This is a genomic window from Halorubrum tebenquichense DSM 14210 (assembly GCF_000337415.1).
Classification (GTDB): domain Archaea; phylum Halobacteriota; class Halobacteria; order Halobacteriales; family Haloferacaceae; genus Halorubrum; species Halorubrum tebenquichense.
Genome location: NZ_AOJD01000004.1, coordinates 19,137 through 32,331, shown reverse-complemented (window position 1 = coordinate 32,331; position 13,195 = coordinate 19,137). Strand labels below are relative to the sequence as shown.

The 13,195-nt window shown below is 69.8% G+C and carries 11 protein-coding genes; 7 read left to right on the top strand and 4 right to left on the bottom strand.

Annotated features, from left to right (window positions below):
• Positions 1–503: 503 nt before the first annotated feature.
• Complete coding sequence (locus tag C472_RS00750; RefSeq protein WP_006627860.1) at positions 504–1,646, bottom strand: thiolase family protein; 1,143 nt, start codon at positions 1,644–1,646, stop codon at positions 504–506.
• Positions 1,647–1,709: 63 nt separating this feature from the next.
• Positions 1,710–3,266: a 2,3-bisphosphoglycerate-independent phosphoglycerate mutase gene (gene gpmI / locus C472_RS00745; RefSeq protein ID WP_006627859.1), complete on the bottom strand. Its 1,557-nt coding sequence runs from the start codon at positions 3,264–3,266 to the stop codon at positions 1,710–1,712.
• Positions 3,267–3,535: 269 nt separating this feature from the next.
• On the opposite strand from gpmI, the gene C472_RS00740 reads away from it, so the two are divergent.
• From C472_RS00740 to C472_RS00720, 5 genes are all read left to right on the top strand, one after another.
• On the top strand, positions 3,536–4,195 hold the full coding sequence (locus C472_RS00740) for an ArsR/SmtB family transcription factor (protein ID WP_006627858.1): 660 nt from the start codon (positions 3,536–3,538) through the stop codon (positions 4,193–4,195).
• A gap of 116 nt (positions 4,196–4,311) precedes the next feature.
• The gene (locus C472_RS00735) at positions 4,312–5,232 is read left to right on the top strand and encodes a DMT family transporter (protein ID WP_006627857.1); all 921 of its coding nucleotides are present in this window, start codon (positions 4,312–4,314) and stop codon (positions 5,230–5,232) included.
• A 73-nt stretch (positions 5,233–5,305) separates the two neighbouring features.
• Complete coding sequence (locus C472_RS00730) at positions 5,306–6,277, top strand: alpha/beta hydrolase (protein WP_006627856.1); 972 nt, start codon at positions 5,306–5,308, stop codon at positions 6,275–6,277.
• A gap of 85 nt (positions 6,278–6,362) precedes the next feature.
• Positions 6,363–6,956 carry a GNAT family N-acetyltransferase gene (locus C472_RS00725; protein ID WP_049906128.1) on the top strand — a complete coding sequence of 198 codons (594 nt, stop codon included), beginning with the start codon at positions 6,363–6,365 and terminating at the stop codon, positions 6,954–6,956.
• Between the two features lie 110 nt (positions 6,957–7,066).
• Positions 7,067–7,669, top strand: coding sequence for a hypothetical protein (locus C472_RS00720; RefSeq protein ID WP_006627854.1), 603 nt, complete (start codon positions 7,067–7,069; stop codon positions 7,667–7,669).
• Between the two features lie 36 nt (positions 7,670–7,705).
• Here C472_RS00720 and C472_RS00715 read toward each other — a convergent pair whose 3' ends face one another.
• Both C472_RS00715 and C472_RS00710 read right to left on the bottom strand, forming a co-directional pair.
• The gene (locus C472_RS00715; RefSeq protein WP_006627853.1) at positions 7,706–8,158 is read right to left on the bottom strand and encodes an RNA-binding domain-containing protein; all 453 of its coding nucleotides are present in this window, start codon (positions 8,156–8,158) and stop codon (positions 7,706–7,708) included.
• Positions 8,155–8,757, bottom strand: coding sequence for an AAA family ATPase (locus C472_RS00710; RefSeq protein WP_006627852.1), 603 nt, complete (start codon positions 8,755–8,757; stop codon positions 8,155–8,157). The genes C472_RS00715 and C472_RS00710 overlap by 4 nt, the downstream gene beginning before the upstream one ends.
• Before the next feature lie 291 nt (positions 8,758–9,048).
• Between C472_RS00710 and C472_RS00705 the strand changes: the two genes are divergently transcribed.
• Together C472_RS00705 and C472_RS00700 are read left to right on the top strand one after the other, a co-directional pair.
• Positions 9,049–10,332: a DUF1102 domain-containing protein gene (locus tag C472_RS00705; RefSeq protein WP_006627851.1), complete on the top strand. Its 1,284-nt coding sequence runs from the start codon at positions 9,049–9,051 to the stop codon at positions 10,330–10,332.
• Complete coding sequence (locus C472_RS00700; protein WP_006627850.1) at positions 10,329–13,157, top strand: DUF4350 domain-containing protein; 2,829 nt, start codon at positions 10,329–10,331, stop codon at positions 13,155–13,157. Before C472_RS00705 ends, C472_RS00700 begins: the two co-directional genes overlap by 4 nt.
• The last annotated feature ends 38 nt before the right edge of the window (positions 13,158–13,195 follow it).

Below are 13,195 nucleotides of genomic sequence, written 5' to 3'. Positions count from 1 at the left end.
TGAAGTGTTCCGAAAACCGGGGAAAGAAGCACTCAAAACCATCCTCGAAACTGCGCTATGACTCACCAACAATCTCCGCCACAAGAGCGCCCTGAAAAGTTCAGCCATTCGGATCGAAAAAAAGCGGGCGGATCGAGGCGTCCTCCTCTGTGAGACGACTGTTCGACACGACCGAGTTTGGTGGAGAGCCGTAGACTGGACGTGACCTCTCTGGCGTGACTGGCTCTTCGACTGAGACCATCGAAGCCCCGGCCGGGAGGACTCGATGCGCTCGCTGCGCTCCTCGGTCGTTCGCTTCGCTCACTCCCTTCGGTGCTTGCGTCGCGCGTCTTCGTCCTCCCGGCCGCCCCTTCGAGTCCCACCCCACACCGCACAGCCCTCACGCCTCCCCAGCCTCGCGGCTCCCTTCGGTCGCCGCGTCCCCCGCGCGTGCTCCTCGCGCCCTACCGGGCGCTCGCAGGCACGCGCCACCGCAGATGAAAGGTGTCGATCGGGGCAGTCCGTTACCGGATGAACTCGATCGCGGCTCCCTGTCCGAAGCCGACACAGAGCGTCGCGAGGCCGCGCTCGGCGTCGCGCTTCTCCATCTCGTGGAGGAGCGTGACGGGCAGGCGCGCGCCGGACGCGCCGAGCGGGTGGCCGAGCGCGATGGCACCGCCGTTGACGTTGTAGATGTCCTCGTCGATGCCGAGTTCGCGCCGGGCGTACTCGCACTGGGAGGCGAACGCCTCGTTGAGTTCGACCAGGTCGTAGTCGTCGATGTCGGTTCCGGCGCGGTCGAGCAGGCCGCGGGTCGCGGGCACCGGCCCGATCCCCATCACGGTGGGGTCGACGCCCGCGACGTTGTTCGTGCCGACCTCGGCGAGCACGTCGAGACCGTGCTCCTCGGCGAACGCCTTGCTCGTCACGACCGTCAGCGACGCGCCGTCGGAGATCTGCGAGGAGTTCCCCGCGGTCACCGTGCCGTCGCCTGTGAACGCGGGCGACAGGCCGGCGAGCTTCTCGGCGGTCGTGTCCGGGCGGATCCCCTCGTCTTCCTCGACGAGGCCCTCGTCGGTCTCGACGGGGACGATCTCGTCGTCGAAGCGGCCGGACTCGGTCGCCTCGGCGGCGCGCTGATGGCTGCGGGCGGCGTACTCGTCTTGGGCCTCGCGGCTCACGTCGTACTCCTCGGCGACCTTCTCCGCGGTCATCCCCATCTGGAGCTGGAAGATGTTGTACCGCTCCGACAGCTCCGGGTGGAGGTGTTCGTAGGAGTCGCCGTCCATCGGGACGCGGCTCATGTTCTCGACGCCGCCCGCGATGATACAGTCGCGGTTGCCCGCCGCGATCGCGTCCGACGCCGAGATGACCGCCTGCATCGAGGAGGCGCACCAGCGGTTGATCGAGGTCGCGGGCACCGACTCGCCCAGCTCGGAGAGCAGCGCGATGACGCGCGCGACGTTGTTGTCCTGCTCGGTGCGCTGCTGGGCGACGCCCCACATCAGGTCGTCGACGTGGTCGCTCGTCAGCCCCGTCTCGTCGAGCGCGTGGTCGATGAGCCTCGTCGAGAGGTCCTCGCTGCGGACGTCCTCGTAGACGCCGCCCTCGCGTCCCTGCGGCGTTCGGTAGGCGGCCGCGATCACCGGCGTCGTGTCGTCTGTCATGGTCGATCACACGACGCTGCCGAACATAAAAGGCCGTGGAACGGGCGGGAATCGATCCCGAGTTTATCGTTTATCCGTCAACAGCGGCTCGCCGGTCATCTCGGCGGGCCGGTCGCGGTCCATCAGGTCGAGCAGGGTCGGCGCGATGTCACAGAGCGACCCGTCCTCGCGGACCGCGCGGCCCCCGTCGTCGCCGTCGGGCGAGAGGTAGACGAACGGGACCGGGTTGAACGTGTGGGCGGTGTGGGGGTCCTCGGGGGTCCCCATGTCGTCGGCGTTGCCGTGGTCCGCGGTGACGACCGCGTGCCCGCCCGCGTCGGCGACCGCGTCGAGGAGCCGGTCGAGCTGCGCGTCGACGGCCTCGACGGCTGCGACCGCCGCGTCGAAGTCGCCGGTGTGCCCCACCATGTCCGGGTTCGCGTAGTTGAGTACCATCAGGTCCGGGTCCGCCGACTCGATGATCCCGATCGCCTCGTCGGTGAGTTCCGGGGCCGACATCGCCGGCTGCTGGTCGTACGTGGAGACGTCGGGACTCTCCACGATCTCGCGGAGCTCGCCGGGGAACTTCACCTCGCGGCCGCCGTTGAGGAAGTAGGTCACGTGGGGGTACTTCTCCGACTCGGCGATCCGGAGCTGGGTGCCGTCGGCATCCGCGACGACCTCGCCGATCGTGTTCTCGGGGATCTGCGGCGGGAACGCGACCGGGAACTCGAACGTCTCGTCGTACTCGGTCATCGTCGTCAGCCGGAGGTCCGGCTGGTCGAGCTCGAAGCCCCACTCCGGCCGGGTGCCGGTGAGCATCCGGACGAGCTGACGGGCGCGGTCCGCGCGGAAGTTGAAGAAGACCACCGCGTCGCCGTCGGCGAGGGCGGGCCCGTCGTCGACGAGCGTCGGCTCGACGAACTCGTCCGTCTCGCCCCGCTCGTGGCCCGCCGTCGCGGCCTCGACGGCCGTCTCGGCTCGGTGGGGAGCCTCGCGCTCGACGATGGCGTCGTACGCCTTCCGGGTCCGCTCCCAGTTCTCGTCGCGGTCCATCGCGTGGTACCGGCCCGTGACGGTGGCGACGTGGCCGGTCCCGCGCTCGTCCGCCTTCGCGGTCACGTCGGCGAGGAACTCGTCGGCGATCTCCGGGGCCGTGTCCCGGCCGTCGGTGAACGCGTGAGAGACCGCGGGCACGCCCGCGTCGGCGGCGGCGTCGATCAGCGCGAGCAGGTGTTCGACGTCCGAGTGGACGCCGCCGTCGGAGACGAGTCCCATGAAGTGGACCCGGCCGCCGGTCGACTCCGCGTGCGCCAGCGCGTCGGCGATGGCGTCGTTGTCCGACAGCGATCCCTCCGCGAGCGCGTCCGTGATCCGGGTGTACGCCTGCTTGACGACCCGGCCCGCGCCGATGTTCAGGTGGCCGACCTCCGAGTTGCCCATCTGCCCCTCCGGGAGCCCGACGCGGCGGCCGTGAACGACGAGGCGGCCGTCCGCCCCGCGGGCGGTCGCGTCGTCGAACGTCGGCGTGTCGGCGGCCGCGACCGCGTCGCGGCCCGGCGGTCGTCCCGAGGGATCGACCGGCTCTCCGTCGCCGCCGCCGAGCCCCCAGCCGTCCAGGATCACGAGTGCCGTCTCCATACCCCCCGTCTCTCCGCGCTGGGTAACTACCCTTCGGCTCGGTGCGCGCGCTCCGCCGTCGAGAACGTCGACGCGATCATCGACGCCCCGAGGCTCGGCTTCGCGTTCATCGGACCGTTCGACGTGTCTGTCTCGCTGGGACGCCCGGAGGAGATCGACGGCCCCGACGACGAGACGTGATCGAAGTTCCGGGACGGCGACGGGACCGTCGATGACGAGGGCGATCGCGGAAGTCACCCTTTTACGTGTCCGAAGCTAACCATACGTTAATGGACTCCGCGGTACTGCTCGATCTCTTAGGCAACGAGAACCGGCGGCGCATCCTCCGGCTTCTCTCCACCAAGCCGTGCTACGTCACGGAGATCTCGGAGTACCTCGACGTGAGCCCGAAGGCGGTTATCGACCACCTGCGGAAGCTGGAGGAGGCCGGTCTCGTCGAGTCGACGACGGACGACCAGCGACGCAAGTACTTCCGGATCGCGCGCAGCCTCCGGCTGGAGGTGAGCGTCTCGCCGTACGGCTTCGGCGCGAAGAGCGCGTACCCGGCGAAGAACAGCCTCGACATGTCGGGTCGGTGCCCGCACCTCTCGATCGAGGCTCCGGACGGCTCGGGGACGACCGGCGACCTCGCCGAGCTCGCGGAGGAGTTCGCGCGCTTACAGGACCTCGACCGCGAGCTCTCGCTCGCCCAGCGGTGGGTTCAGGGCCGCGTCGAGGACGCCCTCGCCGAGATCGACGAGCGGCTGGGCGGGCAGGCCGACAGCCGCTTCTTCGCGACGGTCATCGCCGCGGTGATCGAGACCGACGGGACACCCGCGGCGGTCGCCGACGAGGTCGGGGCGCGGGAGTCGACGGTCGCCGACGCCCTCCGCCGGCTCTCCGACGTGGGCGTCGTCGCCCGCGACGCGGACGGCTATCAGGTGCGCTGACGGATCGGGTGCGCTGACGGATCGGGTGCGCTGACAGATCGGGTGCGCTGACGGGCGATCGCAGCGAACCTGACCGTTTCCGGAACCTTTTGGCCGGCCGCCGGGAGAGGGCGGACGTGAGCCGTCTCAGAAACCTCGCGCTGTTTTTAGTCCTCGCCGCCGTGTGGGGGTCCGCGTTCGTCGCGATCAACGCGGGGCTGGAGTACTTCCCGCCCGTGCTGTTCGCCGCGTTCCGGTTCGACGTGGCGGGCGTCGTGATGCTGGCCTACGCGGCGTACGCGGTCGACGACCCGGTCCCGCGCGGCCGGGACGGGTGGCTGGAGGTCGTCTCCGGGGCCGTGTTCATCATCGCCGCCTACCACGCGTTCCTGTTCGTCGGCGAGAGCGACCCCGCCGTGACGAGCGCCGTCGCGGCCGTCATCGTCAGCCTCTCGCCGCTTTTGACCACCGTCTTCGCGCGCGCCTTCCTGCCCGCGGAGCGGCTGACCGCGGTCGGCGCGCTCGGGCTCGGGATCGGGCTCGTCGGGGCGGTGGTCCTCGCGAACCCCGACCCCGCGAACCTGACCGGCGGCGGCACCGTCTCGAAGCTGCTCGTGTTGGCCGCGGCCGCCTCGTTCGCGCTCGGCTCCGTCCTCTCCCGGGCCTCCGACGCCGACATCGCCATCGAGACGATGGAGGCGTGGTCGATGCTCCTCGGGGCCGGCCTCACGCACCTGCTCGCTTTCGGACTCGGCGAGTCCGTCGCCGACGCGGCCTGGACGACGGAGTCGCTGCTCGCCTTGGGCTACCTCTCTGTCGTCGCCAGCGGGATCGGCTTCCTCATCTACTTCGACCTGCTCGACCGGCTCGGCCCGATCGAGATCAACCTCGTCTCCTACGTCGCGCCCGTGTTCGCGGCCGTCGTCGGCTGGCTCGTCCTCGCCGAGGGGATCACCCCCACGACGGTCGCCGGCTTCCTCATCATCTGCGTCGGCTTCGGACTGGTGAAACGCGACGCGATCCGCGAGGAGCTGCGGGCGGCCGGCGTGACCGGGTGAGCGGGGCGGTCACCTCCGGAACCGACGGCAGCCGCCGCAACCGTCTTGTCGGCGGGGCGACGACTCCCCCGGCGTGAGCGCCGACCAGATCGACCCCCAAGCGAAGCGGGCCGCGGCCCGCCAGTCGCGGATTCCGCTCCCCCACGGACGCTACCGGCTGAAACTGCTCCGACTCCTGACTCGACCGCTGACGCGGCTTCAGAACCGAAACCCGCCGAGCGTCGGCGCGACCGAGTCGGTGACCGTGCCCGGTCCCGGCGACGAGAGCCGGCGCGCCACGGGCGGTCGGGGGTCGCCAGACGACCTTGACGCCCGCCTCTATCTGCCCGCGGGCGACCCGCCGTTCCCGACCGTCGTCTTCTTCCACGGCGGCGGGTTCGTCCTCGGGAGCATCGGGACCCACGAGTGGCTCTGCCGACACCTGACGCGGGAGAGCGGCTGTGCGGTCCTCTCCGTCGAGTACCGCCTCGCGCCAGAGAACCCGTTCCCGGCCGCGGTCGAGGACGCCTACGCCGCCGTCGAGTGGGCCGCGGCCGCGCCGGGCCGGCTCCGCGGCACCGGCGACGTCGCGGTCGCGGGCGACTCCGCCGGGGGCACCCTCGCGGCCGTGACCGCGCTGATGGCCGCCGAGCGCGACGGCCCCGAGATCGCCCATCAGGCGCTCCTCTACCCCGGGATCGGGGTCGACCCCGATCAGGAGTCGGTCCGAGAACACGGCGGGACAGTCCTCACGCGGGCGGACATCGAGTGGTTCTCGGAGGCGTACTACCGCAGCGAGATCCACCGCCGGAACCCGTACGCCGACCCGATCAACGCCGGCGACCTCTCGGGCGTCGCGCCCGCGACCGTCCTCACCGCCGGGTTCGACCCGCTCCGAGACGGCGGGAGGGCGTACGCGGAGCGACTGGTCGCGGACGGAGTCGCCACCCGCTACGAGAACTACCCGACGATGGTTCACGGGTTCATGACGATGCAGGAGGTCGACCGCGCCCGGGAGGCGATCGCGAGCGTGGGCGACGACCTCGGCGACGCGCTCGACGCGTGAGGGCCCCAACCCCCTGTTCGTCCGGTGTGTGACGCCGTCGCAGGTCGCCGGTAGCGTTTTTCCGGACTGCGACGATCCCCGGTTCGTGTTCCCCGAGACAATCGAGACGGACCGACTGCGACTGGCGGCGCGGAGCCCCGAGGCGGTCGACCTCGACGAGTGTTACCGGATCTGCTCGTCGGACCCCGGCATCGAGGAGGTGACCGAGCACGTCACGTGGGACCCCCACGAGACGAAAAAGGAGACGCAGGAGTTCCTCGAACGCGGCCGCGAGCGCTTCGACGACGGCGAGGCGGCGACGTACGTGATCCGACCGCGCGAGGGCGAGGACGGCGCGGGCGAGATCGCCGGCTTCGGCGGGTTCGACGTCGAGTGGGACCGGCGCACCGCGAACCTCGGCGTGTGGCTCCGGAAGCGGTTCTGGGGCCGGGGGTACTCCGGCGAGCGCGCCGCGGCGCTGGCGAGGGTCGCGTTCGACGACCTCGACCTCGACGTCGTCGCCGTGAGCCACCACCCCGACAACGAGGCGTCGCGGCGGGCGATCGAGGAGTACGTCGACCGCCTCGGCGGGCGGCGCGAGGGTCGCCTCCGGAACGCCCTCGCGTTCGCCGACGGGAGCGTCCACGACGAGGTCCGGTACACGATCTCGCAGGCGGAGTGGCGAGCGGCGACCGAGTGATCCGCACGTCGATTTCGGCGAGAAGTGGATTCTGAACTCCCCTCCCGTCGAAGTAGGGCGATGATACCGACCCGACAGACACTTACCGTGTCCGAAACGACACCGAGCGCATGTCCTCGTCAGCGACCGGCGGACCGACCGCAGCGACAGGCTCGGACCGGAGTATCGCCCGAGACGCGATCGGCGGTGCGGTCGCGGGTGCCGCCGCCTACCTCCTCGGCTACCTGACCGTCTACCTCACGCAGAGCGGCCGGATCGAAGAGGGGCTGTCGGGACTCAACTTCCTCGCCGAACTGTTCGGGAACGACCCCATCTCGGCGTGGCAGGTGTCCGGGTGGATGTTCTACAACGCCCACTTCGTCGACACCGTCATCCCCGCGGTGTTCGGCGGCACGCAGTCGCAGAACCTGATCTCGCAGGCCGAGGGCGCGTCGTTCCTGTTCGTCGTTCCGCCGGTCCTCCTGCTCGCCGCCGGCGTCGTCGCCGGGCGGGTCGCCGGCGCTGACACCCCCGCGGGCGGAGCGCGGGCCGGGGCGTTCGTCCTCGCCGGCTACCTCCCGCTCGCGCTGATCGGGACCTTCCTGTTCCGGTACGCGGTCGGCGACGGGAGCGTGGCCCCCGACATCGTGACGGCCGCCCTCCTCGCGGGAGCGGTCTACCCCGCCGCCTTCGGCGCGATCGGCGGGGCGGCCTCGTCGCTGCTGAGCGACTGAGTCGAAAGGGGAAACTGGTACGCGGCGGCGACGGCCTCAGTACGCCTCGTCTTCGGGGTCGACCCGGTCGCCGTACTCGCGGACCGGATCCACCGGCCGGCCCTCGTCCGTCTCGGGGGCGACGTAGTCGATGAACGACTCGACGTCCGGCTCGCGGACGCGCACCTCGACGTCGATCTCGCCCAGCTCGTCCGGTTCGCCGACCGCGAAGTTGACGACGCCTTCGAGCGCCGCCTGCTTCTTCAGCGAGAACGCGAACCCCTCGTCGGTTCGGTTCTGGAGGAAGACGCGGCGGGCGGTGTCGAGTATCTCCTGTTCGTGGAGCACGTCGGAGAAGGCGTCGAGGCTGTGCGTCTCGGAGACGAGCGTCCCGTCCTCGTGGACCGGCTCGGCGTCCGGGAAGACGTTCTCGACGGCGTCGGCGACGCGGTCGGTCACCTCCGTGTCGCGGACCGGGGCCTCGATCCGCACGTCGACGCTGTAGATCACGCGCCGTCACCTCCGGCGTTCGGCGTCTCGACGGAATCGCCCGCTTCGCTCTCGACGCCGAGCACCTCGCGGACCCGCGTGCGGAACGCCGCGAGGCTGTCGGTGTTGTCGATCTCGACGTCGGCCAGTTCGAGCGTCTCGCCGAGTCCGAGTTCGATCTCGCGGTCGTCGCGCTCGCGGAGCGCCTCCAGATCGGAGTCGGAGTCGTCGCGGCCGCGCTCGCCCAGCCGCTCGGCGCGGACCTCGAACGGCGCGCGGATCGCGACGAGGGTGAAGTCGTCGCCGAACGCCTCGCGGAAGCGTTCGAGTTCGACCGTCGAGCGGAGGCCGTCGACGAGGACCGTCTCGTCGCGGTCGCTCTCGGCGGCCGCCTCGCGGATCCGCGGGAGCGTCCGCGCGGCGATGGCGTCGTCGCCCTCCTCCTCGCGGAGCGCCCCCGCGATCCGCCCGTGGTGTTGCGCCGGGTCCAGCCCGCGGCGGCGACACTCGGCGCGGATCACGTCGCCCATCACGACGACGGGGATGCCGGCCGCCTCGGCCACGTTCGCCGCCTCCCCCTTGCCGCTCCCGGGGAGACCGACGGTTCCGATGACGTTCATTACCGGACGCTACTCCGCTCGCGGACTTAGGTCTGCTGTTGCCGCCTCTCCGGGGTGCGGACGGGTCGGCACCGTAACGCTCCGGAGTGATACGTAGCGGTGGGGAATGTTACGCACACGTCGTATAAAATTATTTAAACGAGCCGTCGGACGGTGTTCTCGTGGCTGACGTGTGACAGTACGCCTCGTACTTCCCTTCGGGCTCGCCCTCCGCTCGCGTGGACCTCGCTTCTCGCGGCTCCTATCGGACGGTGGAGAGTCGCAACGGCGCACATCGGCCGCGAACGATCCATGCGACGACGAACACTCATCACGGGAGCGGCGGCCGGCGGTATCGGCGGGATAACACTCATCGGCACGGGCGCGTTCGACGCGGCCAGCGCGGAGCGGACGGCGACGGTGAACTTCGCGGACGACGAGGACGCGTACCTCGGACTCGTCTCGAAGAGCGCGTACGCGACGACGGACGGCGAGGGCGAACTCGCGCTCGCGTTCGGCGATGTCTCGGGCGACGGCGACGGCATCGGGCGCAACTCACAGTTCTTCTTCGACGAGGTCTTCGCGATCAAGAATCAGGGGAGCGAGACGGTCTCGATCACCGCGACCAGCGACACCGACTCGTTCGACGGGGAGTTCCGACTGTATCCGACCGGCGACCGCGACGGCGGTCTCGACGACCCCGACAACGCCGTCACGCTGGAGACCGGCTCCGAGCAGTCCGTCGGCACGTACGTCGAGACGGGCGACGTCGATGTGACGAACGAGCTCGACATCGAGGTCGCCATCGAGGCGGCCTTCGAGGAGAGCGACGAGCCCGACGATCCGGAGCCGGAGCCGCCGGAAACGATCGACTCGATCGAATTCTACTCCACGGCGAGTCAGATCGCGGCGGACGGGGAGAGCGAGCTCGCGGACGACTCAGTGGTCGCAGTGACCGCCTCGGACGACGCGATAAACTACGATCAGACCGGAGCCGACTCCCTCATCTACGAGGACAACCCGATCCCGCTCGTCTCGGTCGACGGCGCGAGTCCCGTCGCGGGACTCGGAACGATGCAGCTCATCAACGACGAGACCGATTTCGGCACCGGTTCGGAAGAGTTCACGCTGAACCTGATGGACGAACTCATCGGTTCGGGCACGGTCCTCTGGGACGAGAGCCACGGGCAGTACTGGACGCTCGAGGACGACGGTAACAATTCCTTCGAGGCGTTCGCCGACTACGCGGGAAACAACGGCTACTCGCTCGAGGCGACCGACGACTTCGAGGCCGACCTCTCCGACGCCGAGGGTGTCGCGATCGGAACCCCGGCAGATGGCTTCACCGACACCGAACTCACGGCGTTGAGTGATTTCGTCGATGACGGAGGAGGACTACTGCTCTTGGACCAGAGTGACTTCGGCGGCAACGAAGAGACAGCTGCTCTGAACGAGATCGCGGCGGAACTCGACCTCGACTTCCGGTTTAATCCCGATCAGGTCGAAGATCCCGAAGGTAGCTTCAGCTTCACCACCAGCGAGTTCAACACCGACGAGTTCGCTGATCTCTTCGCGGACAGGGAGGGCATCCAATGAGACGCCGCAGCGTCCTCATCGGACTCGGGGCGACCGCGGCCGGCGGCGGCGCGATCGCCACGGGCGCGTTCGACACGGCGACGGCGGAGCGGGACGCCACCGTCGCGCTCGCGGACGACGCGAGTTCGCTCCTCTCGCTGACCCCGCTCGACGAGGAGTTCGCGTTCGTCGACGACGACGGCGAACTCGCATTAGTCTTCGAGGAGGTCGAGGGCGGCGGGACCGGCTTCGGCTCGAACACGGTCTACGAGATCGACGAGGTGTTCCAGGTCAGCAACCAAGGCACCGAGGACCTCGGGCTGTTCGCGACCGTCGACGACGGGAATCTCGGCGACGCGAGCTTCGACCTGACCGTCGACGGCGAGACGCTGGGCGAGGACCCGACCGTCGACCTCGGCGTCGGCGAGGTGGTCGCGGTGGGCGTCGCGGTCGACGCCGGCGACGACCCGACCGACGGCGAGGTGGCGATCACGATCGGGATCGGCGACGGGCCGACCGAGGACCCCGGCGACGGCCCGGGCGAGGCACCCACGGAGTTCGTCGACGAACTCGTCTTCGACTCGACCGCGAGCCTGCTGGCGGAAGACGGCTCCCTGCCCGAGGAAGCGATCGCGGTCGCGGCCGAGTCGACGGCGGCGTCGACCGACGCGGACGGCGACGGCGACGACACGAACTACCCCGACGACGCGCCGCTGCCACTGGTGGCGGTCGATCAGGATCTCCCGGTGGTCGCGTTCGGGTTCCCGTTCGCGCAGAACGACGTCCAGTTCGTCGACTACGGCAACGAGGAGGTGCTGTTGAACCTCCTCGACGAGTACGCCGACTCCGACACCGTCCTCTGGGACGAGGGGCACGACCAGTTCTACGGGCTGGACAGCCACTCCGCGTTCGCGGACTACGCCGGAGAGAACGGGTACACGCTGGAGTCGACGACGGACCTGGAGTCCGACCTCCTCGGTCCGGCGTCGGCGATCGTGATCACGTCGCCGTCGGCGGCGTTCTCCGACGACGAGATCGGCGCGCTCTCGTCGTTCGCCGACGCCGGCGGGCTGATCGTGTTGATGGACCAGTCCGACTACAGCGACTTCGACGAGACGGGCAACCTCAACGCGCTGGCGACCGGCCTCGAAACGCAGATCCGCTTCAACGACAACCAAGTGATCGACGGCGAGAGCAACGCGGGGTCCGAGTTCGCCCCCACGACGACCGACCTCGACACCGGGAATTACCCCGAGCTCTTCGCCGACCGCGACGGGCTCGGACTCGAACTCGACCCGAACGAGGAGTACGAGGTCGAGATCGCGAGCGTCGCCGACGGCGACACCGCCGACGTCGCGTTCGACGACGGCACCGAAGAGACGGTCCGGATCCTCGGCATCGACACGCCCGAGACGGGCGAGACCGAGGAACGCCTCGAAGAGTACGAGGGGATCGACGACGCCCCGGCGCTGAAAGACGAGGGCGACGAGGCGACGGACTACGCCGAGAGCGAACTGGAGGTCGGAAGCACGGTCACCCTGTCGTTCGACGAGAACGAGGGGCTCCGCGGGAACTTCGGTCGCCTGCTCGGGTTCCTCGAACTCCCCGACGGCAGCGTCTACAACGCGAACGTCATCGAGGCGGGCTGGGCCCGCGTGTACGACTCCGGGCTCGGGGAACACGACGAGTACTGGGACCTCGAACGCGCCGCCCGAGACGCCGGCGACGGCATCTGGGGCATCTCCGATCAGGCGGGGACGGACGAGCGCCGCGACGACCCGGTCGACGAGCTCTTCTTCCCGGAGCCGGTCGCGGTGTCCGGCCCCGAGGAGCCCGTCGCGTCCGAGGGCGGCGAGACGCTCGTCGCGCTCGACCCCGACGCCAACGTCGCCGCGCTCGGCGGCCCGCTGATCGAGGAGTCCTTCGAGGGCGGCGAGGGCGGTCCCGGCGTCGAGGCGTACGGCGTCTTCCCGTTCCTGACGAACGTGATCGACCGCGTCGGGGACGCGACCGGGCCGGTGCTCGTCGACGGCGGCCACGGGCAGTTCGCGGCCGACTTCGCCGTCTCCGCGGAGGACGCCGCGTACTACCTGCGGTACCTCGAAGGCCAAGCGCCCGGCGACGAGGCGTTCGTCGACCTCGAAGGCGTCGTCGACCTCGCGACCGACCCCGGACCGGACCTGCTCGATTCGGACGGGAACCCCGCGGCCCGCGCGCTGATCCTCTCGACGCCGACGGAGGCGCTGAGCTCAGCGGAACGGACCGTGGTGGCGGACTTCGCCGACGCGGGCGGGGCGGTCGTGCTCCTCGGCACGGCCGCGGACGCCGACGCGCTCGGAAACTTCGATCCGGTGGTGAACGAGTTGGACGCCGACGTCACGTTCACCGGCGCGCCGGTGACCGACGCGGAGAACAACCTCGGCGACCCCGCGAACCCGACGACGACGAACTTCGCCGACGGCTTCGACGGGCTGTTCACGCCGTTCACCGCTGATGACGGCGGCGACGGCGGGTCCGGAGGGTCGCTGTCGGTCGTCGAAGTGAACGCGGACACAGAAGGCGACGACCTCGAAGACCCGCAGGAGAACGTCGTCTTCGAGAACGCCGGCGGCGACGCCCTCGATCTCACCGGCTACACCGTCTCGGACGAGACGACGAAGGAGTACTCGTTCCCGGACGGGTTCTCGCTCTCGTCGGGCGAGCAGGTCACCCTGTACTCGGGCGAGGGAACCGACACCGACGCGGAACTGTACTGGCAGAGCGGAGCAAAAATCTGGAACAACGGCGGCGACACGGTGTCCGTCACCGATTCGGACGGGAACGTCGTGGTCGAGTACGAGTACTGAACGCGGTCGACTCGGGTGGCTCCCGACGCGAACCGCGG

Excerpts from the sequence above, each read along its gene's own strand:
- C472_RS00740 (WP_006627858.1), top strand. The coding sequence starts at position 3,536 with ATGGACTCCGCGGTACTGCTCGATCTCTTAGGCAACGAGAACCGGCGG.
- C472_RS00710 (WP_006627852.1), bottom strand. The coding sequence starts at position 8,757 with ATGAACGTCATCGGAACCGTCGGTCTCCCCGGGAGCGGCAAGGGGGAG.
- C472_RS00700 (WP_006627850.1), top strand. The coding sequence starts at position 10,329 with ATGAGACGCCGCAGCGTCCTCATCGGACTCGGGGCGACCGCGGCCGGC.
- C472_RS00705 (WP_006627851.1), top strand. The coding sequence starts at position 9,049 with ATGCGACGACGAACACTCATCACGGGAGCGGCGGCCGGCGGTATCGGC.
- gpmI (WP_006627859.1), bottom strand. The coding sequence starts at position 3,266 with ATGGAGACGGCACTCGTGATCCTGGACGGCTGGGGGCTCGGCGGCGGC.
- C472_RS00750 (WP_006627860.1), bottom strand. The coding sequence starts at position 1,646 with ATGACAGACGACACGACGCCGGTGATCGCGGCCGCCTACCGAACGCCG.
- C472_RS00720 (WP_006627854.1), top strand. The coding sequence starts at position 7,067 with ATGTCCTCGTCAGCGACCGGCGGACCGACCGCAGCGACAGGCTCGGAC.